The 21639-nt window shown below is 70.3% G+C and carries 15 protein-coding genes and 2 tRNA genes; 14 read left to right on the top strand and 3 right to left on the bottom strand.

The features are described 5' to 3' along the window. Positions 1 to 3978 carry a type VII secretion protein EccCa gene (gene eccCa, locus ACFY30_RS15700; RefSeq protein WP_390845724.1) on the top strand — a complete coding sequence of 1326 codons (3978 nt, stop codon included), beginning with the start codon at positions 1 to 3 and terminating at the stop codon, positions 3976 to 3978. A 3-nt stretch (positions 3979 to 3981) separates the two neighbouring features. Next, positions 3982 to 5406 (top strand): DUF6177 family protein, encoded by a 1425-nt coding sequence (locus tag ACFY30_RS15695; RefSeq protein ID WP_390845723.1) that lies wholly within the window; start codon positions 3982 to 3984, stop codon positions 5404 to 5406. Positions 5407 to 5605: 199 nt separating this feature from the next. Here the strand turns inward: ACFY30_RS15695 and ACFY30_RS15690 are convergent, their stop codons facing one another. Then, positions 5606 to 6754 carry an acyltransferase family protein gene (locus ACFY30_RS15690; RefSeq protein ID WP_390845722.1) on the bottom strand — a complete coding sequence of 383 codons (1149 nt, stop codon included), beginning with the start codon at positions 6752 to 6754 and terminating at the stop codon, positions 5606 to 5608. A gap of 411 nt (positions 6755 to 7165) precedes the next feature. On the opposite strand from ACFY30_RS15690, the gene ACFY30_RS15685 reads away from it, so the two are divergent. After that, a complete protein-coding gene (locus ACFY30_RS15685) occupies positions 7166 to 7360 on the top strand; it encodes a hypothetical protein (RefSeq protein ID WP_108999428.1) in 195 nt (64 codons plus the stop codon). Between the two features lie 236 nt (positions 7361 to 7596). Here the strand turns inward: ACFY30_RS15685 and ACFY30_RS15680 are convergent. Continuing rightward, positions 7597 to 7667: transfer RNA gene (locus ACFY30_RS15680), tRNA-Gly, on the bottom strand. A 168-nt stretch (positions 7668 to 7835) separates the two neighbouring features. On the opposite strand from ACFY30_RS15680, the gene ACFY30_RS15675 reads away from it, so the two are divergent. From ACFY30_RS15675 to clpX, 5 genes are all read left to right on the top strand, one after another. Beyond that, a tRNA-Pro gene (locus ACFY30_RS15675) sits at positions 7836 to 7912 on the top strand. 187 nt (positions 7913 to 8099) lie between these two features. Then, positions 8100 to 9497, top strand: coding sequence for a trigger factor (gene tig / locus ACFY30_RS15670; RefSeq protein ID WP_390655277.1), 1398 nt, complete (start codon positions 8100 to 8102; stop codon positions 9495 to 9497). A 251-nt stretch (positions 9498 to 9748) separates the two neighbouring features. After that, positions 9749 to 10357, top strand: coding sequence for an ATP-dependent Clp protease proteolytic subunit (locus ACFY30_RS15665; protein ID WP_055570713.1), 609 nt, complete (start codon positions 9749 to 9751; stop codon positions 10355 to 10357). Positions 10358 to 10873: 516 nt separating this feature from the next. Beyond that, complete coding sequence (locus ACFY30_RS15660) at positions 10874 to 11554, top strand: ATP-dependent Clp protease proteolytic subunit (RefSeq protein ID WP_390655278.1); 681 nt, start codon at positions 10874 to 10876, stop codon at positions 11552 to 11554. Positions 11555 to 11734: 180 nt separating this feature from the next. After that, a complete protein-coding gene (gene clpX / locus ACFY30_RS15655) occupies positions 11735 to 13024 on the top strand; it encodes an ATP-dependent Clp protease ATP-binding subunit ClpX (RefSeq protein WP_390655279.1) in 1290 nt (429 codons plus the stop codon). A 62-nt stretch (positions 13025 to 13086) separates the two neighbouring features. Here the strand turns inward: clpX and ACFY30_RS15650 are convergent, their stop codons facing one another. Further along, positions 13087 to 14058: a hypothetical protein gene (locus tag ACFY30_RS15650; protein ID WP_390845721.1), complete on the bottom strand. Its 972-nt coding sequence runs from the start codon at positions 14056 to 14058 to the stop codon at positions 13087 to 13089. Positions 14059 to 14193: 135 nt separating this feature from the next. Between ACFY30_RS15650 and ACFY30_RS15645 the strand changes: the two genes are divergently transcribed. The 6 genes from ACFY30_RS15645 (at position 14194) to mreC (ending at position 21638) form a co-directional block, all read left to right on the top strand. Continuing rightward, on the top strand, positions 14194 to 16818 hold the full coding sequence (locus ACFY30_RS15645) for a valine--tRNA ligase (protein ID WP_390845720.1): 2625 nt from the start codon (positions 14194 to 14196) through the stop codon (positions 16816 to 16818). Between the two features lie 95 nt (positions 16819 to 16913). Beyond that, complete coding sequence (locus ACFY30_RS15640; protein ID WP_390845719.1) at positions 16914 to 18416, top strand: bifunctional folylpolyglutamate synthase/dihydrofolate synthase; 1503 nt, start codon at positions 16914 to 16916, stop codon at positions 18414 to 18416. 10 nt (positions 18417 to 18426) lie between these two features. Then, positions 18427 to 18768: a DUF4233 domain-containing protein gene (locus ACFY30_RS15635; RefSeq protein WP_390845718.1), complete on the top strand. Its 342-nt coding sequence runs from the start codon at positions 18427 to 18429 to the stop codon at positions 18766 to 18768. Positions 18769 to 18882: 114 nt separating this feature from the next. Continuing rightward, a complete protein-coding gene (gene ndk, locus ACFY30_RS15630) occupies positions 18883 to 19296 on the top strand; it encodes a nucleoside-diphosphate kinase (protein ID WP_104780585.1) in 414 nt (137 codons plus the stop codon). Positions 19297 to 19522: 226 nt separating this feature from the next. Beyond that, on the top strand, positions 19523 to 20542 hold the full coding sequence (locus tag ACFY30_RS15625; protein ID WP_030779466.1) for a rod shape-determining protein: 1020 nt from the start codon (positions 19523 to 19525) through the stop codon (positions 20540 to 20542). Between the two features lie 163 nt (positions 20543 to 20705). Then, complete coding sequence (mreC, locus tag ACFY30_RS15620; protein WP_390845717.1) at positions 20706 to 21638, top strand: rod shape-determining protein MreC; 933 nt, start codon at positions 20706 to 20708, stop codon at positions 21636 to 21638. Position 21639 lies beyond the last annotated feature (1 nt).

Raw genomic sequence — 21639 nt, 5'->3', positions numbered from 1 at the left:
ATGAGTACCCGACTGATCCACCGCCCGGCGCGCACCACCCGTCCGCCGGCCGCCCCCGAGCCGCGCACCATAGAGGCCCCGCCCAACCTGCCCGAGGGCAAGGCGGGTTCCATCGCCACCTCGCTGCTGCCCGTGGCCGGCGTGATGTCCTCCGTCGTGATGATGACGGTCGTGCGCAACAGCCAGTTCGCCGGGCTCGGCGCGATCATCCTCGTCGTCACCCTCGTCGGCTCCCTCGCCCTGGTCTTCTCCCAGCGCGGCAAGGCCCAGCGCACCCGCCGCACCCAGCGCGAGGCCTATCTGGCCTACCTGGAGGACCTGCGCGAGGAACTGTCCAAGGAGGAGCGCGAGCGCGCGGAGACCGCCCAGGTGCTCAACCCGGCGCCGGACGCGCTGTACGACATCGTCCGCGACCCCGCCCGGCTGTGGGAACGCAGGCGCCTCGACGGCGACTTCCTGCGGGTGCGCGTCGGCACCGGTGAGATGCCCGTACGGGACCTGAAGGTCGGCCAGCAGGGCTCGTCCGTGCTCACCCCGCCGGACCAGTTCATGCTGAACGAGGCGTCCGCGCTGATGGTCCGCTTCCGCACGGGCACCGACCTCCCGCTCACCGTGCCGCTGGACCGCGTCGGCAACATCAGCGTCATCGGAGACCGCGAGGACACCCTCCGGGTCGCCCGCGCGCTGCTCGTCCAGGCCGCCGCGACGCACGCCCCGGACGACGTGGCGTTCGCGCTCGCCGCGCCCGGCGACCGGATCGCCGACTGGGAGTGGGCCAAGTGGCTGCCCCACCTGCTCGACCCCGAGCAGTTCGACGGTCCCGTGGCCGCCCGCCGCATCGCGCCCTCCGTGCCCCAGCTGGCCCGGCAGATCGGCCCCGAGCTGCGCCGCCGCGCCTCCTACGCGGCCGAGGTGCGCCGCGGTCTGTCCGGCAAGGACGCCCTCGCCATGACCTCCCGGCTGCTGGTCGTCGCCGACGCGCACGGCGACGACGCCGTCGACCTGCCCCGCCCCGACGACGCCGTGGGGCTGCGGGAGATGGGCGTCACCATCCTGCACCTGCTCGACGAACGGGTGCAGGAGCCCGGCAGCGTGGGGGTGCGCATCACCGTCGACGGCGAGCGGATCGCCATCGAGGACCTGCGCGAGACCGAGCCCATCGGCGCGCACGGAACCGTCGACGAGATCGGCGTCCCCTTCGCCGAGGGCTTCGCCAGGATGCTGGCGCCGCTCAGGCTGTCCGCCGACTCGATGGCCGCCGACGCCCCGCTCAGCGGCCCCGTCGACTTCGCCGAACTGCTCGGCATCGACGACGTCGCCGACCTCGACCTGTCCCGGCTGTGGGCGCCGCGCGGCGAGCGGGCGTTCCTGCGCGTGCCCATCGGTGTCAGCGACTCCCACGACCCCGTGCTCCTCGACCTCAAGGAGTCCTCCGAACTGGGCATGGGCCCGCACGGCCTGTGCGTCGGCGCCACCGGTTCCGGCAAGTCCGAACTGCTGCGCACCCTGGTCCTCGCCCTGGTCGCCACCCACCCGCCGGAGGACCTCGCCATGGTCCTCGTCGACTACAAGGGCGGCGCCACCTTCGCCCCCTTCGCGGACCTCCCGCACGTGGCCGGCGTGATCACCAACCTGGAGAACCAGGCCGGCCTGGTCGAGCGGGTGCACGCCTCGCTGGCCGGCGAGGTCAAGCGCCGCCAGCAGGTCCTCAAGGACGCCGGGAACGTCGCCGACATCGGCCACTACGCCGCCCTGCGCGCCGAGAAGCGCCCCGACCTCGATCCCCTCCCGCACCTCTTCGTGGTGATCGACGAGTTCGGTGAACTCCTCACCGCCAAGCCGGACTTCATCGACCTGTTCCTGTCCATCGGCCGGATCGGCCGCTCCATCGGCGTGCACCTGCTGCTGTCCAGCCAGCGCATCGAGGGCGGCAAGCTGAAGGGCCTGGACACCTATCTGTCGTACCGGCTCGGCCTGCGCACCTTCTCCCCCGACGAGTCCCGTACGGTCCTCGACACCACCGACGCCTTCCACCTGCCGCCGCTGCCCGGCTTCGGCTACCTCAAGGTCGACACCAGCCACTACGAGCGGTTCAAGGCCGGCTACGTCTCCGGCGCCTACAGCGGCCCGGTGCGCCGCGAGGAGGAGGACACCGGACCGCTCGCCCTGGAGTACGACGCCTACAACACCCTCGGCCAGGAGGAGGGCGCCGCGCCGCAGGAGCCGCAGATGCGGCGCCGGGAGACCGGGCCGACCGAGATGGGCGTCATGGTCGAGCAGATCGAGAACGCAGGCGCCCGCCCGGTACGCCAGATCTGGCTGCCCCCGCTGCCCGAGGCCGTCTCCCTCGACAAGGTGGCCGGCCCCCTGGAGGTCGGTGCCCGCGGCACGCAGCTCGCCAAGCGGCGCGGGCCGCTCCAGGTGCCGCTGGGCATCCTCGACGACCCCACCAAGCAGTGGCAGGGCCAGTGGTACCTGGACCTGACGATGGCGGGCGGCCACGCGGCGGTCATCGGCGGACCGCAGTCCGGCAAGACCACGCTGCTGCGCACCCTCGCCCTGTCCCTGGCGCTGACGCACACCCCGCAGGAGGTCGGCGTCTACGGCCTCGACCTGGTCGGCGGCGGCCTCCAGGCGCTGTCCGGCCTGCCGCACGTCGGCGGGGTCGCCGGCCGGGCCGACCGCGAGCGCGCCGCCCGCACCATCGACTCCGTGCGCGGCATGCTCGACCAGCGCGAGGAACTCTTCCGCGTCCACAACATCGACTCGCTGGAGCAGTTGCGCACGCTGCGCGCCGCGGGCCGGCTGCCCGAGCTGGCCTCCACCGAGATCGTGCTGCTCATCGACGGCTTCGGCGCCCTGCGCGACGACTTCGAGGAACTGGACGACGCGGTCGTCGACATCCTCAAGCGCGGCGGCGGCTACGGCATCCACGTCGTCGCGGGCATGCTGCGCTGGAACGACGTGCGCATCGCCACCCAGTCCCAGTTCGGCACCCGGGTCGAGCTGCGCCTGAACGACCCGAGCGAGTCCAGCATCGAGCGCAAGCTCGCCCAGACCCTCGCGCCCGAGGAGAAGGGCCGCGTCCTCACCGACGGCAAGCTCTTCGCCCAGGTCGCCCTGCCCCGCACGGACGGCCTGGCCGACACCGCCGACCTCGGCGCGGTCCTGGAGCGCACCGCCAGGACCGTCCGCGCCACCTGGACCGGCGAGGTCGCCCAGCCCGTCCGGGTGCTCCCGCACGTCCTGGAGCCGCACATGCTGCCCGGCCCGGCCGCCGAGCCGCGCCGCGTCGCGATCGCCCTGGACCAGACGCGGCTGGCGCCGGTCATGCTCGACCTGTTCCACCACGACCAGCACCTGCTGATCATGGGCGACAGCGAGTGCGGCAAGACCAACCTGCTGAAGGTGATCGCCCAGGGCCTCATGGAGCGCTACGGCGACGACGAGCTGGTCTTCGGCGTCATGGACCCCCGGCGCGGTCTGCGCGGCGCCATCCCGGAGGAGTACCGGGGCGGCTACGCCTACAACGCCAAGCTGGCCGGCGGCCTCGCGGCGGGCATCGCCACGGAGCTGGACAAGCGGCTGCCCGACGAGAGCACGGACGGCTCCGACCTGGAGCCGGGCAGCTTCTCCGGGCCGCGGATCGTGATCCTGGTCGACGACTACGACGTCCTCACCACGGCCGGCCAGCAGCCGCTCGCGCCCTTCGTGCCGTACATCCCCTCGGCCCAGGACATCGGCCTGCACTTCGTCCTCACCCGGCGCGTCGCGGGCGCCTCCCGCGGTCTGTACGAGCCGCTGATGATGGGCCTGCGCGAGTCGGGCGCCGCGGCGCTGGTGATGTCCGGCGACCGCAGCGAGGGCCAGCTCTTCACCGGGGTGTACGCCTCCCAGCAGCCGCCCGGCCGGGGCGTGCTCGTCCGCAGGGGCGAGCCCAGCCGGCTCATCCAGACCGTCTACGCGGGGACGAGGTAGAACATGACGAAGGACGTCGTCGCGCTCACGAAGAAGATGCCCGACCCGCTGAGCGTGATCGCGGGCCTGCTCTCCGGCGGCCCGGACAAACTGGTCGGCGCGGAGGCGGACGGCGCGCTGGTCCGGCTGCACGACGAGCAGGGCCGCCCCCTGCTCTCCGTCGAGGCCCCCCTGCTGGTGCAGGTCAGGGGAGAGGCGCAGCGGCTGCTCGGCGCCGACGAGCCGGAGGTCCCGTACTGGTGGACCGAGGCCCGCGCCACCACCGGGGTGAAGGAGGCCGAGGCGCTCGCCGGGACCTTCGCGGCCCGGATCGCCACGCTGGTCGGCGGCACGGCCTGGCCGCGCGCGGCCGCCGACTCGCTCGCCGTGGTCGACACCGAGGGGATGACCGCCGTTCCGGTGCCGGCCGCCGCGCAGCCCGCCGTCGACGTGCTCACCGACAAGGTCGCCGTGGTGATCCAGGACCGTCCGGTGGTCGCGATGACCGCCTGGCTCGCGGACACCTTCCGGGCGGCCGCGAACGCCCGGCTGGGCCTGCAGATCGTCACCCCGGCCGGCACCCGGCTCTCGCCCGCGGTCCGCGGCGCGCTGCCGGGCTGGCCCTCGCGCTGGGTGGTCCAGGACGAGAAGTGCGGGTACTACGACGGTCTGTCCGGCGCCGTCCTGCACTGGGCGAACGGGCTGTTCGTGACGGTCGAGTCACCGGAGGCGACCCCCGAGGACCCGCGCACTCCCGTCGCCGAGACCTTCACCCGGCAGATCGCCGACTCCGGCGAGCGCCAGCTGGCCGTCTCCTTCCGCTGCGTCCACCCGGCCGACGAGCGGCTGGTCCTCGGCGGCGCCCTGGAAACGGTCTGGCGGGAGCTCACCGGCGAGCCGCCGGCCGGCTGGGGCACCGAGGAACCCGCCAACCTGCCCTGGTCTCTGCGGCAGGTCACGGACGTGGCGTACGAGCGGTCCCCGGAGCCGACGTGGCTGGTCGTCGTCGGCGCGCCGGAGCGGCCGGGCCTGGCGACGGTGCGGATCTCCCGGACGAAGGGGGGCGTGGAGGAGGACGTCACGCTGGCCTTCGGCTACGGGCCGGGGGAGGAGGTCCCCTCGGACGCGGCCGTCATGGCGGCGGCGGAGGCCCTGGCCACCCGCCACGACCTGCAGTCGATGCTCATCCAGGTCCGCAGGGCCCGCCGCGACCTCTCGGTCCCGCCGCGCTTCGAGGGCCCGGGGGTGCCGTACGCCTTCGTCCTGGGCGCCGAGGAGGTCCGCACCATGCCGGGCGACCGGGCGAGGCGGACCCCCCTGCGCGAGAAGCCCCGCGAACTGGGCCCGAAAACCCGCCCGGCCCTCTACTACCCGCTCCCGGGCAACCCGTCCGACCTGTCGGCCTGGAAGGACTTCGAGGAACTGATGACCCACCTGAAGGGCGACTGACCCGACCGACACCCGCCGCCTTCCGGAGCAGCGCCCTGTTGTCGACACCGGGAGGGCACCCGGCTCAGGGGCGCGGGGAACGACTCAGGGGCGCGGGGCCGTGCCGGGCGGCTCCGCCGCGCGGGCGCGACCGGCCACGAACGACCCGCACCCGCCGACGCGCAGTCCCACCCCCGACCGAGGGCGGACACCCGCCCGACTATGCGGACACCCGCTCGCGCGCCTGCGCCACCCGCACGGGGTCCTTCCGGAACGCCCAGTCCATCCTCGGCTCCATCACACCCCGGAACACCCGCCGCACCGGCGCGGTGCACAGCAGCGTGACCGCCACCGCGACCGCGACACTCACGGCGATCTCTCCGGCCGGGCCGTGCAGCGGAGCGTGGTCGAACAGACCGCGATAGTCCGCGCCCTTGATGAGGAAGCCGTGCAGCAGATAGCCGTACAGGGTGCCCGCGCCGAGCGTGGTGAACCACATCGTGCGGCCCGGCACCCAGGAGAAGAAGCAGGCGGTCAGCAGCAGCGAGCAGCCGAACAGGGCGAGCTGCATGACGGGTCCCACCCACCAGGGTGAGACCAGCTCCTGCGCGGAGTCACGGTGGTAGAACCACGCGCCGTTCATCCGGGGCACCGCCCACCAGGCGAAGGCCAGGGCGAAGGCGAACACCGGCACGGCCGCGATCCGCACCGAGCGCCGGCGCACCAGCCGGAAGTGCTCCGGCTTCAGGCACAGGCCCAGGACGAAGAACGGCAGGAACTGCAGGACGCGCTGGAGGTCCAGGTCGTCACCGATCTCGGGGCTGACGGAGGCCAGCATGGCGATGCCGAGCGCGACAGGCAGCGGGTGCCTCAGGGACGTCCAGAGCGGGGTGGTGAGCCGCCAGACGCACAGCGCGATCAGGAACCACGTCAGGTAGTAGGGGTCGAGGAGACTGATCTCCTGGGCGGGGCTGTGGTCGGCGTAGCGCTTGAAGAGCGAGTAGGCGGTCTCGAAGACGACATACGGGACGACGATCCCGGTGACCAGCCTCTTCATCCGGCTGGGGCTGCCGTCGAAACTGCGGGAGAAGAACCCGGAGATGATGATGAACGCCGGCATGTGGAACGCGTACACGATCATGTACGCCGCCTGCAGCACGCGGCTGTCACCCTTGAGCGGCTCCCAGGAATGGGCCACGGCCACCAGCACGATCGCCAGGTATTTGGCGTTGTCGAAGAACGCGTCACGCCGTGCGGCCGGCCGTGCGGACGGACGGCCGGCGGATCTGTCCCGGGACTGGTCGTGCGGATCGTTCTGGTTCTGGGGTGAGCGGGGGCTCGGAACGAGGGACGAGGCGGCGTGGAACATTTGAGGCACCTTAGCGTCGCGTGTGCGCATGCGTAAAACAGGCGAGGTCATTCCTGCTTTATTGCTCGCGGCTACCCCGAGATTCGGCGAACTTGACGTCCTCGGCGGTGTCTTGTGTCTCACACGGTGCCCCGGATGTCATGATTCATTCCGACTAAAAGGTACATAACGCCGGTTGTGGGTGTCTCGTTGCCCGGCTGTGTCCGCAATTCGAATTACCTGCGCAGGCGTTGTGTGGAGAGGGAAACGAACCTCCTCAATTCCCGGTGCGGGTACGGCCTCGAATTGTTGTGCGGCGCACCCCTCCCCGGTCGCGGGCCGCGATGATGCGTCACCGGTCGCATGACGAGGGCTTGTTGGTGGCACGATGGTCTCGGGAGAGCGGACCTAACCGAGGGTGTGTGATCAGTCGTGGCGATTTCACTGTCAGTGGTGCTGCTGTTGGCGATCATCCTGGTGGTGCTCATCCGGGGAGGGAGCATCAAGGCGGGGCCCGCCATAGTCGCCATCCTCTTCGGCTTCTTCCTCGCTTCCACCGGTATGGCGCCGTCGATCAATCGTTTCCTCAACTCCCTTGCGGACACGATCAATTCGATCAGTTTCTGAGGCGACTGCCCGCGCGCGGGCGCGGTGGGCCGATGGGCCGCTGGGCCGGGAGCGTCCGGAGGCCGGCCGGGGACCGGCGCGGCGGCGACGGGTGCGCCGGGTGTCGTACGGCCGGAACAGTGCTACTACCAGAACAAATGTGCGACCGGCATGATCGGGGCGCGGTCGACGGCGTCCGGGAACGCGGAAGGCCCGGGGAGGGGATCTCACCTCTCACCCGGGCCTTCGCCGTACAGAGCGGGCGACGGGAATCGAACCCGCGTAGCCAGTTTGGAAGACTGGGGCTCTACCATTGAGCTACGCCCGCACAGGACGCGCCGCAGGTCAGTCGACCGCGGCACTGCACGCATCGTAGCGGGTCGGCGCCCCCGCCCGCACACCCCTTCCCGGCGCGCGCGCCCCCGTCCACTCCTCCGGCTCCACAAAAGCGGCGGTCAGGCGGCCTGCGGGCATGTACCCTACGTGTCGCACCAGACGGGGTGTGGCGCAGCTTGGTAGCGCGTCCGCTTTGGGAGCGGAAGGCCGTGGGTTCAAATCCCGCCACCCCGACCACCTGCGCGATCTTGCCGGGCACCTGGCCGGTGATCGTCTTTTGGGCGGCTCAGCTGCTGCGGTTACTATGCAAGCTGCGCGCCCGTGTGTCCCGGCCCACTCGGCCTCGAACTCTCCCGGGCGGCGAATCGCCGGACCTGTCAGGTTCCGGCGAACCCCAAGAAGTCAGCCACAAGGAGACCGAACCGTGAAGAGCGCCGTGGAGACCCTGAACCCGACTCGGGTTCGGCTCACTGTCGAGGTGCCCTTCGAGGAGCTCAAGGACAGCCTCGACGCGGCGTACAAGAAGATCAACCAGCAGGTCACGGTGAAGGGCTTCCGCAAGGGCAAGATCCCCGCCCGGGTCATCGACCAGCGGTTCGGCCGCGGTGCGGTCCTGGAGGAGGCGGTCAACGACGCGCTTCCGAAGTTCTACACCGAGGCGGTCAACGAGGCCGAGATCGACGTCCTCGGCCAGCCCGAGGTCGACATCACGGAGCTGAAGGACGGCGAGACGCTGAACTTCACCGCCGAGGTCGACGTGCGCCCCGCCCTGGAGCTCCCGGAGGACTTCTCCTCCATCGAGGTCGAGGTCGACGCCGTCGAGGTCACCGACGAGGACGTCGAGAAGTCGGTCGAGCAGCTCCGTGAGCGCTTCGCCTCCACCTCCCCGGTGGAGCGCGCCGCCGAGGACGGCGACGTCGTGACCGTGGACCTCGAGGCCAAGGTCGACGGCGAGGTCCTGGAGGACGGCGTCGCGAGCGGCGTGTCCTACACGATCGGCTCCGGTGAGCTGCTCGACGGCATCGACGACGCCGTGAAGGGCCTGGAGGCCGGTGGCGAGGCCACCTTCACCTCCGAGCTCAAGGGCGGCTCCGCGGCCGGCAAGGAGGCCGAGGTCACCGTCAAGGTCACCCAGGTCGCCGCCCGCGAACTGCCCGAGCTGGACGACGAGTTCGCGCAGCTCGCCTCCGAGTTCGACACCCTGGAGGAGCTGAAGGCGGACAGCCGCAAGCGCCTCGAGAACATGAAGCAGTACGACCAGGCCACGCAGGCCCAGGAGCGCGTCCTGGAGAAGCTGCTCGAGCTGGTCGAGGTGCCCGTCCCCGAGAAGCTGCTCGAGGACGAGATCAACACCCGCAAGCACAACCTCGAGCACCACCAGCTCGGCCAGATGGGCCTGACCCTCGACAAGTACCTGGAGATCCAGGGCAAGACCGCCGAGGAGTTCGAGACCGAGACCCGTGAGGCCGCGGTCAAGGGCATCAAGACCCAGTTCGTCCTGGACGAGCTCGTCAAGCGCGAGAAGCTGAACGTGAACCAGGAGGAGCTCACCGAGCACCTCATGCGCCGCGCCGCCTCCTCCGGCATGTCCCCCGACCAGTTCGCCCAGGCCGTCGTCGAGGGCGGCCAGGTTCCGCTGCTCGTCGGCGAGGTCGCCCGCGGCAAGGCCCTGGCCACGGTCGTCGAGTCCGCCACGGTCAAGGACACCAACGGCGAGGTCATCGACCTGGACGACGAGGACGAGGAGTCCGCGGAGGGCGCCGAGGCCGCCGCCGAGGGTGCCGAGTCCGAGGGCGAGGGCGACGAGAAGGCCGACGCCTGATCCTCGTACCGCTGCGCACGGAGCGTTCGACGGGCCCCGGAACCCTGTGTTCCGGGGCCCGTCCCGTTGTCCGCGCGACTACGCGCCGCTACGCCCCCGGCGAACACCCACCTCTCCGGGATTCCCCGGCGGGACCCGCGCGTTAGGGTCCATGAATACGAGGGCAGGGGAGTCCCCGTTGCCCCCGGCAGTACACGTGAGACGGCCCGGACGCCGTCGTAAGACGAGCAGGTGGATACGTGACGAATCTGATGCCCTCCGCCGCCGGCGAGCCTTCCATCGGTGGTGGCCTCGGCGACCAGGTCTACAACCGGCTGCTCAACGAGCGGATCATCTTCCTCGGCCAGCCGGTCGACGACGACATCGCTAACAAGATCACCGCACAGCTGCTGCTCCTTGCCGCCGACCCGGACAAGGACATCTACCTGTACATCAACAGCCCCGGCGGTTCGATCACGGCCGGCATGGCGATCTACGACACCATGCAGTTCATCAAGAACGACGTGGTGACCATCGCCATGGGCCTCGCGGCCTCGATGGGCCAGTTCCTGCTCAGCGCGGGCACCCCCGGCAAGCGCTTCGCGCTGCCGAACGCCGAGATCCTGATCCACCAGCCCTCCGCCGGCCTGGCCGGCTCGGCCTCGGACATCAAGATCCACGCCGAGCGGCTGCTGCACACCAAGAAGCGCATGGCCGAGCTCACCTCGCAGCACACCGGCCAGTCGGTCGAGCAGATCACCCGCGACTCGGACCGCGACCGCTGGTTCGACGCCTTCGAGGCCAAGGAGTACGGCCTCATCGACGACGTCATCCCCACGGCTGCGGGCATGCCGGGCGGCGGCGGGACCGGGGCGGCGTAGGACCACGACCGACGGCACCGGTCCCACCCGGGTCCACGGCCGGCCGAGGTCCCGGCGGCCACCCGGTCGCCCGGGCCGCCGGCCTCCGCTGGACCCCCGCAGGGTCCTCCGGCCGCCGGGGCTCGCGTGATCCCACCGGGGTCCTGGAGACTTGAGACAGCCCCCGCCGCGCGGTCCCGCCGGCGGGTGGCGGTCCCGGCAGGGGCCCCGCGAAGGCCGTCACGGGGCCCGCAAGGGCCTCACAGGCCCGGTGGGGGTCAGGTGGTCGCCACAGAGCCCCGAGGCCCTGTGGAGCCCCCCAGGCCCCCACGGAGCGCCCGAGGCTCGCGCGGAGCCCCACGGCCCCCGAGTCCCTCGTGGAGCCCGGAGCCCCGCCGCAACCGGTGGTGAGGTCCCGCCGGGGCCCCGCCGCCGGGACCGTGAGGACGCCGCCGTCGAAGACCCAGAGGGACCCTGCCGTCAGAGTCCCGCCCGCCCCTCCCAGCCCACCGCCCCACCCTCTCTCCAGGAGACACCGTGAACGACTTCCCCGGCAGCGGCCTCTACGCCCGCACGGAGGCCGAGTACACCGGCCCCCGCGCCGAGTCCCGCTACGTCATCCCCCGCTTCGTCGAGCGCACCTCCCAGGGCATCCGCGAGTACGACCCGTACGCGAAGCTCTTCGAGGAGCGTGTGATCTTCCTCGGCGTGCAGATCGACGACGCCTCCGCCAACGACGTCATGGCGCAGCTGCTGTGCCTGGAGTCGATGGACCCCGACCGCGACATCTCGGTCTACATCAACAGCCCCGGCGGCTCCTTCACCGCGCTGACGGCGATCTACGACACGATGCAGTTCGTCAAGCCCGACATCCAGACGGTCTGCATGGGCCAGGCGGCCTCCGCCGCCGCGATCCTGCTGGCGGCCGGCACGCCGGGCAAGCGCATGGCGCTGCCGAACGCGCGCGTGCTGATCCACCAGCCGTACAGTGAGACCGGCCGCGGTCAGGTCTCCGACCTGGAGATCGCCGCCAACGAGATCCTCCGGATGCGTGCGCAGCTGGAGGAGATGCTGGCCAAGCACTCGACCACGCCGATCGAGAAGATCCGCGAGGACATCGAGCGCGACAAGATCCTCACGGCCGAGGACGCGCTGGAGTACGGCCTGATCGACCAGATCATCTCCACCCGGAAGATGAACAACAGCTCTCTGCGTTGACGCACAGGGCCCTCTCGTCCGTACCCCTTGGCACGGTGTGACACGGTCCACGCGGAAGTGAACCGTGCCAAGGGGGGCCCGAACGGGGGTCCCGGCAAGGTACCGTCGGAATAAGGCAGCACCAGGAGCCGCTGGATTCGAAAGTGTCCAGGCGTCTCCCAGGCGAAGGGGAAGCACACCGTGGCACGCATCGGTGACGGCGGCGATCTGCTCAAGTGCTCGTTCTGCGGCAAGAGCCAGAAGCAGGTCAAGAAGCTCATCGCAGGGCCCGGTGTGTACATCTGCGACGAGTGCATCGATCTCTGCAACGAGATCATCGAGGAAGAACTCGCCGAGACGAGCGAGGTCCGCTGGGAGGAACTCCCGAAGCCGCGCGAGATCTACGAGTTCCTCGAGGGCTACGTGGTCGGCCAGGAGGCCGCCAAGAAGGCACTGTCCGTCGCGGTGTACAACCACTACAAGCGGGTCCAGGCCGGCGAGAACGGCGGCGCGCAGGGCCGCGACGACGCCATCGAGTTGGCGAAGTCCAACATCCTCCTGCTCGGACCCACGGGCTCGGGCAAGACCCTCCTCGCGCAGACCCTCGCGCGCATGCTGAACGTCCCGTTCGCCATCGCCGACGCCACGGCCCTCACCGAGGCGGGGTACGTGGGCGAGGACGTGGAGAACATCCTGCTCAAGCTGATCCAGGCCGCCGACTACGACGTCAAGAAGGCCGAGACCGGGATCATCTACATCGACGAGATCGACAAGGTCGCCCGCAAGAGCGAGAACCCCTCCATCACGCGTGACGTGAGCGGCGAGGGTGTCCAGCAGGCCCTGCTGAAGATCCTCGAGGGCACCACGGCCTCCGTCCCGCCGCAGGGCGGCCGCAAGCACCCGCACCAGGAGTTCATCCAGATCGACACGACGAACGTCCTGTTCATCGTGGGCGGTGCCTTCGCGGGCCTGGAGAAGATCATCGAGTCCCGGGCGGGCGCCAAGGGCATCGGCTTCGGCGCGACGATCCGCTCCAAGCGGGAGCTGGAGGCCAAGGACCAGTTCGAGGACGTCATGCCCGAGGACCTGGTCAAGTTCGGCATGATCCCCGAGTTCATCGGCCGGCTGCCCGTCATCACCTCGGTCCACAACCTGGACCGCGAGGCCCTGCTCCAGATCCTCGTCGAGCCGCGCAACGCCCTGGTGAAGCAGTACCAGCGCCTGTTCGAACTCGACGGCGTCGAGCTGGACTTCGAGCGCGAGGCCCTGGAGGCCATCGCCGACCAGGCCATCCTCCGCCAGACCGGCGCCCGCGGCCTGCGCGCCATCATGGAGGAGGTCCTGATGTCGGTGATGTACGAGGTCCCGTCCCGCAAGGACGTGGCCCGCGTCGTCATCACGGCGGACGTCGTCCACTCCAACGTCAACCCGACCCTGATCCCCCGCGAGGCCCGCGGCGGCCGCGGCCCGGGCGAGCAGAAGACGGCGTAGCCACCCGCGACACGCCGAAGGGGCCCCGGTCGACCGGGGCCCCTTCGGCGTGTCGCGGCGGGCTACGCCTTGACGCGCGCCTCCTTGCGCACGTTGGCGGCGATCTGCGCCGACTCGTCCAGCGTGTAGGTCTTGGCGCCCGCGGTGGGCTCGACCACGCCCATGGTGCTGTAGTCCGCCCAGATGCACAGGTAGGTCTTCCGCGGCTTCTGGGTGACCGCGTCCTCGGTCTCCGCCTGCTGGCACTTCATCACCGCGCCGTCGAGGCCGTCGGGCTCGACGCTCTCCGCGCCGCCGATCAGCTTGACGTCGTCGTCGGACTCCGACTTCATCTGGGCGAAGGTGGTGTCGAGCGCCTTCTGCGGGTCCGCCACCTTGCCGTAGATGCCGAAGAACGTGACGTTCTCGGCGGTCTGCGTCTTCTCCAGCGCGTCCGGGTCGCTCGTGTCCAGGGACGTCAGATCCACCGTCGAGTAGAGGGCACCGACCGAGGTGGCGTCGGTGACGCCGGCTTTCGCCAGGTCCTTCTCGTCACTGGAGCTCGCCTTCTCCTCCCCCGAGTCGCCCATCCGCTTGTACTTGGCGGAGAGCAGGGAGGCCGGCGTGGTCAGCTTGTGCGGCCCGTCGTCCTCGAGACCTCCCGAGCCCCCGGTCCCGAGGGCGAAGAACGCGCCCACGACGACCGCCGCGGCGACCGCGACCGCGCCGATGATCAGGCCGGTCTTCTTCTTGCCGCCGCCCGGCACCGGGGGCTGCGGGACGCCGTAGGGCGGCTGGCCGTAGGGCGCGGTCGGCGGCTGCTGGCCGTAGGGCGCGGTCGGCGGCTGCTGGCCGTACGGTCCGGCCTGCGGGGGGACGCCCTGGGGTGCCTGCCCCGGGTAGCCGTAGCCGGGCTGCGGGGCCGGGGGCTGCTGGGGGTAGCCGTAGCCGGGCTGGGGTGCCTGCGGCGGCTGGCCGTACGGTCCGGGCTGGCCGCCGTACGGTCCGGGCTGCTGGGGCTGCCCGCCGTACGGGCCCGGCTGGTGGTGACTCATTCTGGGTTCCCCTCCAGATGCTTATGTGATTTTCACATCCTGGCTCAAACCCAGTACCTGCTGGACGGCGGGGCCCCGACCGTTACACAGCAAACACGTTTCGGGACGGTGCCGTGACACCCCTAAACTGGGCCCGTGACCGAGAACGCTCAGCAGCAGCCACCAGCGCCCCACACCGAACTGCCGACCCAGTACGCGCCGGCCGACGTAGAGGGGCCGCTGTACGAGCGCTGGGTGGAGCGGGGTTACTTCGAGGCCGACGCCAAGAGCGACAAGCCCCCGTACACCATCGTCATCCCGCCGCCGAACGTCACGGGCAGCCTGCACCTCGGGCACGCCTTCGAGCACACGCTCATCGACGCCCTCACCCGCCGCAAGCGCATGCAGGGCTTCGAGACGCTGTGGCAGCCCGGCATGGACCACGCCGGCATCGCCACGCAGAACGTCGTCGAGCGCGAACTGGGCAAGGAGGGCAAGTCCCGTCACGACCTCGGCCGTGAGGCGTTCGTCGAGCGCGTCTGGCAGTGGAAGGGCGAGTCCGGCGGCCAGATCAGCGGCCAGATGCGCCGCCTGGGCGACGGCGTCGCGTGGTCGCGTGAGCGCTTCACCATGGACGAGGGCCTGTCCCAGGCCGTCCAGACCATCTTCAAGCGGCTCTATGACGACGAGCTCATCTACCGCGCCGAGCGCATCATCAACTGGTGCCCGCGCTGTCTGACCGCGATCTCGGACATCGAGGTCGAGTACCAGGACGACGACGGCGAGCTCGTCTCCATGAAGTACGGCGAGGGGGACGACACCATCGTCGTCGCCACCACGCGCGCGGAGACGATGCTCGGCGACACGGCCGTCGCCGTCCACCCCGACGACGAGCGCTACAAGCACCTGGTCGGCAAGGAGATCCGCCTCCCGCTGACCGACCGCTTCATCCCGGTCGTCGCCGACACCCACGTCGACCCGGAGTTCGGCACCGGCGCCGTCAAGGTGACCCCGGCGCACGACCCGAACGACTTCGAGATCGGCCAGCGCCACAACCTGCCGTCGCTCACCGTCATGGACGAGCACGCCGTCATCACCGCCCACGGCCCCTTCCAGGGCCTGGACCGGCTGGAGGCCCGCTCCGCCATCGTCGCCGCGCTGCGCGCCGACGGCCGGATCGTCGCCGAGAAGCGGCCGTACGTCCACTCCGTCGGCCACTGCTCGCGCTGCAAGACCACCATCGAGCCGCGCCTGTCCATGCAGTGGTGGGTCAAGGTCGGCCCGCTGGCGAAGGCCGCCGGCGACGCCGTCCGCGACGGCCGCGTCAAGATCCACCCGCAGGAGATGGAGAAGCGGTACTTCGACTGGGTCGACAACCTCCACGACTGGTGCATCTCGCGGCAGTTGTGGTGGGGCCACCGCATCCCGGTCTGGTACGGCCCGAACGGCGAGGTCGTCTGCGTCGGACCCGACGAGGAGGCACCGGCCGGCGAGGGCTGGCACCAGGACACCGACGTCCTCGACACCTGGTTCTCCTCCGGCCTGTGGCCGTTCTCCACGCTCGGCTGGCCCGAACAGACCGAGTCGCTCGCGAAGTTCTACCCGAACTCCGTCCTGGTCACCGGCTACGACATCCTCTTCTTCTGGGTCGCCCGGATGATGATGTTCGGCCTGTACGCGATGGACGGCACCCCGCCGTTCCACACCATCGCCCTGCACGGCATGGTCCGCGACCAGTTCGGCAAGAAGATGTCGAAGTCCTTCGGCAACGCGGTCAACCCGCTGGACTGGATGGACAAGTACGGCTCCGACGCGCTCCGCTTCACCCTCGCGCGCGGCGCCAACCCGGGCGTCGACGTCCCGATCGGCGAGGACTGGGTCCAGGGCTCCCGCAACTTCGCCAACAAGATCTGGAACGCGACCCGCTTCGCGCTGATGAACGGCGCGACGGTCGAGGGCCCGCTGCCGGACCCGTCGGCGATGTCGGCGACCGACCGCTGGATCCTCTCCCGCCTGAACTCCGTCGTCGCCGAAGTCGACGCGTTCTACGAGGACTTCCAGTTCGCGAAGCTCTCCGACGCGCTGTTCCACTTCGCCTGGGACGAGGTCTTCGACTGGTACGTCGAGCTGTCCAAGACGACGTTCCAGGCCGGCGGCGAGGCGGCCGAGGTCAGCAAGCGGGTCCTCGGCGAGGTCCTCGACGTCACCCTCAAGCTGCTGCACCCGGTGGTCCCGTTCGTCACCGAGACCCTGTGGACCACGCTGACCGGCGGCGAGTCGATCGTCGTCGCCGAGTGGCCGGTCGACTCGGGCTTCCGGGACGCGGCCGCCGAGCGGGAGATCGAGAACCTCCAGTCGGTCGTCACCGAGGTCCGCCGCTTCCGCGCCGACCAGGGTCTGCAGCCCGGCCAGCGCGTCCCGGCCCGGCTGGAGCTGGACGGCACGCCGTTCGCCGCGCACGAGGCGGCCATCCGCCAGCTGCTGCGCCTGCAGCCGGAGGGCGAGGCCTTCTCGGCGACGGCCACCCTGCCGGTCGCCGGTGCCACGGTCGCGCTGGACCTGTCCGGCACGATCGACGTGGCGGCGGAGCGCAAGCGCCTCGCCAAGGACCTCGCGGCGGCCGAGAAGGAGAAGGCCCAGGCGAGCGCCAAGCTCGGCAACGAGGCCTTCCTCGCCAAGGCCCCGGACAACGTCGTGGACAAGATCCGCACCCGTCTCGCCAAGGCGGACGAGGACATCGCCCGCATCCAGTCCCAGCTGGAGCGCCTGCCCCAGGCGTGAGGGTTCGTACGCGAGAGTGAAGGCCCCCGGGACCGCGAGCACGGTCACGGGGGCCTTCGCCCACGTCTGTCCGTGCGCCTCCGTAGACTGGCCCCGTGACCGAGCTCCCCCCCAACGGCGACCACGACCCCTTCGACGAGATCATCGAGGCCGAGACCGACCGCGACCCCGATCTCGCGGTGATCGAGGCCGGCAGCCGCACCCTGCGCACCCAGGGCGGCCCGCCGAGCTCCGACGTACCGACGCGCCCCGAGGACCCCGAGGTCGACAAGGCCCTGCGCGAGGTCGAGGCGGAGCTGGCCACCCGCTGGGGCGAGACCAAGCTGGAGCCGTCCGTCAGCCGGATCGCCGCCCTGATGGACGTCCTGGGCGAGCCCCAGCGCTCGTACCCCTCCATCCACATCACGGGGACGAACGGCAAGACCTCCACCGCCCGCATGATCGAGTCCCTGCTCGGCGCCTTCGAACTGCGCACCGGCCGCTACACCTCCCCCCACGTGCAGTCCGTCACCGAGCGGATCAGCCTCGACGGGGCGCCGGTCCCGGCCGAGCGGTTCATCGAGACGTACCAGGACATCAAGCCGTACATCGAGATGGTCGACGCGCAGCAGGAGTTCCGGCTGTCCTTCTTCGAAGTGCTGACCGGCATGGCGTACGCCGCCTTCGCGGACGCGCCGGTGGACGTCGCCGTCGTCGAGGTCGGCATGGGCGGCTCCTGGGACGCCACCAACGTCATCGACGGTGATGTCGCCGTGGTCACGCCCATCGACCTCGACCACACCGACCGGCTGGGCGAGACGCCGGCCGAGATCGCGGGGGAGAAGGGCGGGATCATCAAGCCGGACGCGACGGTCATCCTGGCCCAGCAGCCGGTCGACGCGGCCCAGGTGCTGCTGAAGAAGGCCGTCGAGGTCGACGCGACGGTGGCCCGGGAAGGGCTGGAGTTCGGCGTCGTCGCGCGGCAGGTCGCCGTCGGCGGACAACTCGTCACCCTGCGCGGGCTCGGCGGCGAGTACCCCGAGGTGTACCTCCCGCTGCACGGCGCGCACCAGGCGCACAACGCGGCCGTCGCGCTCGCCGCCGTCGAGGCGTTCTTCGGCGTCGGCTCCCAGCGTCCCGAGCCGCTCGACCTCGACACGGTCCGCAAGGCGTTCGCGGCCGTGTCCTCTCCGGGCCGCCTCGAAGTCGTGCGGCGCTCACCGACCGTCGTGCTGGACGCCGCGCACAACCCGGCCGGCGCGCGGGTGACCGCCGAGGCGATCGGGGAGGCCTTCGACTTCAGCCGGCTGATCGGCGTGGTCGGGGCCAGCGGCGACAAGAACGTGCGGGGTGTCCTGGAGGCCTTCGAACCGATCTTCGCGGAGATCGTCGTCACCCAGAACTCCAGCCACCGCGCCATGGACGCCGACGAACTGGCCGCGATCGCCGTCGAGGTGTTCGGCGACGAGCGCGTCCAGGTCGAGCCGCGGCTGCCCGACGCCCTGGAGGCGGCGATCACCCTCGCCGAGGAGGAGGGCGAGTTCGCCGGCGGCGGCGTGCTGGTCACCGGATCCGTCATCACGGTCGGCGAGGCCCGACTGCTCCTGGGGAAGGGCTGAGACCCAAGCCATGCGTACGCTCTGTTCCTCGACCCTGATCGGCGAGTTCTTCATCATCGGCTTCGCCGGTCTGGTCGCCATGAAGGACCCCGATCTGACCACCTCCACGGTGTGGACGGTCTGCGGGATCGCGATGTTCCTCAGCATTCTGCTGTGCGGTGCGGTCACCCGGCCCGCGGGCGTCGCCCTCGGCTGGGCGCTCCAGATCGCGCTGGTCGCGTCCGGGTTCTTCGTCCCGATGATGTTCATCATCGGGGTGCTCTTCGCGGGCCTGTGGTGGGCGTCGGTGCACTACGGACGCAAGGTCGACGAGGCGAAGGCACGCTTCGCCGCGCAGGCCGGCGCCTCCTGAGCGGATCGGGAGCGGATCCTGCTGACGCTGTGTGACAGGTTCACGGACACGCCCTGTAATCTCGTCCCACCGCACCCCGGCAGTAGTGCACACCAGCAGTCGTAAGGAGCCCCCGTGAGCCAGCGCACCCTCGTCCTCCTCAAGCCCGACGCCGTCCGTCGTGGCCTGACCGGCGAGATCATCAGCCGTATCGAGCGCAAGGCCGGCTGGCAGATCACCGCGCTGGAGCTGCGCACGCTGGACCAGGACACGCTGGAGCAGCACTACGGGGAGCACAAGGGCAAGCCGTTCTACGAGCCGCTGGTGGAGTTCATGGCGTCCGGCCCGGTCGTCGCGCTGATCGTCGAGGGCGAGCGGGTCATCGAGGGCCTGCGCGCCCTGGCCGGCCCGACCGACCCGATCGCCGCCGCGCCCGGCTCCATCCGCGGTGACTACGGCGTGATCGTCCGCGAGAACCTGATCCACGCGTCCGACTCCGAGGAGTCCGCGGAGCGCGAGGTCAAGATCTTCTTCCCGGGCCGCGCATAACGCCCACAGACGACTGAGACGGGCGATCGAGGGAACGAGACTCCCCGAACGCCCGTCTCCGGAAGCGAACCCACACAGCATCTGCTGACAATGGCCAGGACCCTTCCGCAGTGTCCGTGAAGGCGCGTCTACGATGGAAGCCTTCACGTCACAGCACCCACTTCGCCGACCTGAAAAGCCCTCAAAAGCTCATGGGAAGGCCAGTCGAATCCTGATGGGGAACTCAATGTCGTTCATCGGCCGTGACATGGCTGTCGACCTCGGGACCGCCAACACGCTGGTGTACGTCAGGGGTCGCGGGATCGTACTCAACGAGCCGTCCGTCGTCGCGATCAACACCAACACCGGTGGCATCCTCGCGGTCGGCGCCGAAGCGAAGAAGATGATCGGGCGCACGCCCGGCAACATCGTTGCCGTGCGGCCGCTGAAGGACGGTGTGATCGCCGACTTCGAGATCACCGAGCGGATGCTCCGCTACTTCATCCTGAAGATCCACAAGCGGCGGTATCTGGCTCGTCCGCGGGTCGTCGTCTGTGTGCCGTCGGGCATCACGGGCGTCGAGCGCCGTGCCGTCATCGAGGCGTCGACCCAGGCCGGCGCCCGGCAGGTGCACATCATCGAGGAGCCCATGGCCGCGGCCATCGGCTCCGGCCTGCCGGTCCACGAGGCCACGGGCAACATGGTGGTGGACATCGGCGGCGGCACCACGGAGGTCGCGGTCATCTCGCTCGGCGGCATCGTCACCGCCCAGTCCATCCGCGTCGCGGGCGACGAGCTGGACAACGCGATCATCCAGCACATCAAGAAGGAGTACAGCCTCCTTCTGGGTGAGCGGACGGCCGAGCAGATCAAGATCACCATTGGCTCGGCGTACGACCTCGACTCCGACGAGCACACCGAAATCCGCGGCCGCGACCTCGTCTCCGGTCTGCCCAAGACCGTCGTCATCTCGGCCGCCGAGGTGCGCAAGGCGATCGAGGAGCCGGTCAACGCGATCGTCGACGCCGTGAAGACCACCCTCGACAAATGTCCGCCCGAGCTGTCCGGCGACATCATGGACCGCGGCATCGTCCTGACCGGCGGCGGCGCGCTGCTGCGCGGACTGGACGAGCGGCTGCGGCGGGAGACCGGCATGCCGATCCACATCGCCGAGGACCCGCTGGACAGCGTGGCGCTCGGCTCCGGCAAGTGCGTCGAGGAGTTCGAGGCGCTCCAGCAGGTCCTGGACGCCGCGCCCCGCAGATGACGTAACGCTTCGGTTCCGCCGTACGAGACGATCTCCTCTCGTGCGGCGGATCGTTGATATTGAGGCATAAGCTCCCACAAAGCGCCCTTGGTCATCCTGGCCCGGGGCTACCCGAATTCCTGAGTAGTGATTTCTCTATCGAGGAAGGGCACGGCCGCCGCACGTGAGGGACACACGAGAGAGCCGGCTGCTCCTGGTGCTGCTGATCGCCGTCGCGTTCGCGCTGATCACGGTGGACATCCGTGGCGGCGAGGACTCCCCGGTCGACGGTGCCCGGCAGGCCGCGGCCGCGGTCTTCGGCCCGATCGAGGACGGAGTGTCGTCGGCGGTGAACCCCGTCGGCAACGCCGTCTCGGCGGTACGCGACTCCGGTGAGCGCCACGACCGGCTCGCGGAGCTGGAGAAGGAGAACGCGGCCCTCAAGGCGAAGCTGGGCAGCGACGACCGCAACCGCAGCCGGCTCAACCAGCTCGACAAGATGCTGAAGGTCGCGGGCGAGGGCCGGTACGGCATCAAGGGCGCGGAGGTCATCGCGATCGGAGCGGCCCAGGGCTTCTCCTGGACGATCACCATCGACGTGGGCGCGAACGACGGCATCAAGCGCGACATGACCGTCCTGAACGGCGACGGGCTCGTCGGCCGCGTCACCACCGTCGGCCCGAACACCGCGACCGTGCTGCTCGCCAACGACCCCGACTTCACCGTCGGCACCCGGATGGAGGGCAACGACGAGCTGGGCTTCGCCTCCGGACAGGGCGACAGCCCGCTGCGCGTCGAACTCCTCAACGGCAAGGCGGACGTGAAGAAGGGCGACCGGCTCGTCACCTTCGGCTCACAGGCCGACAAGCCCTTCGTGCCCGGCGTCCCGGTCGGTGTGGTCTCCCGCGTCGACCCCTCCGGCGGCGACCTCACCCGCACCCTCTACGTCACCCCGTACGTCGGCTTCACCAAGCTCGACATCGTCGGAGTGGTCGTCGAGGCCCCGAAGAAGGACCCCCGCGACACCGTGCTCCCGGCCAAGCCCAAACCCGTGCCCACCCCCACGGTCACCGTCACGGTGACCCCGAACGCCGACGGCCAGCAAGAGCAGCAGTAGG

Origin of the sequence: Streptomyces sp. NPDC000345 (genome assembly GCF_042898825.1) — a bacterium.
Classification (GTDB): Bacteria; Actinomycetota; Actinomycetes; order Streptomycetales; family Streptomycetaceae; genus Streptomyces.
This window is presented reverse-complemented; position numbering and strand designations above follow the sequence as displayed.

Excerpts from the sequence above, each read along its gene's own strand:
- ACFY30_RS15690 (WP_390845722.1), bottom strand. The coding sequence starts at position 6,754 with ATGTTCCACGCCGCCTCGTCCCTCGTTCCGAGCCCCCGCTCACCCCAG.
- ACFY30_RS15665 (WP_055570713.1), top strand. The coding sequence starts at position 9,749 with ATGCCCTCCGCCGCCGGCGAGCCTTCCATCGGTGGTGGCCTCGGCGAC.
- ACFY30_RS15650 (WP_390845721.1), bottom strand. The coding sequence starts at position 14,058 with ATGAGTCACCACCAGCCGGGCCCGTACGGCGGGCAGCCCCAGCAGCCC.
- ACFY30_RS15695 (WP_390845723.1), top strand. The coding sequence starts at position 3,982 with ATGACGAAGGACGTCGTCGCGCTCACGAAGAAGATGCCCGACCCGCTG.
- ACFY30_RS15625 (WP_030779466.1), top strand. The coding sequence starts at position 19,523 with ATGTCGTTCATCGGCCGTGACATGGCTGTCGACCTCGGGACCGCCAAC.
- ACFY30_RS15635 (WP_390845718.1), top strand. The coding sequence starts at position 18,427 with ATGCGTACGCTCTGTTCCTCGACCCTGATCGGCGAGTTCTTCATCATC.
- eccCa (WP_390845724.1), top strand. The coding sequence starts at position 1 with ATGAGTACCCGACTGATCCACCGCCCGGCGCGCACCACCCGTCCGCCG.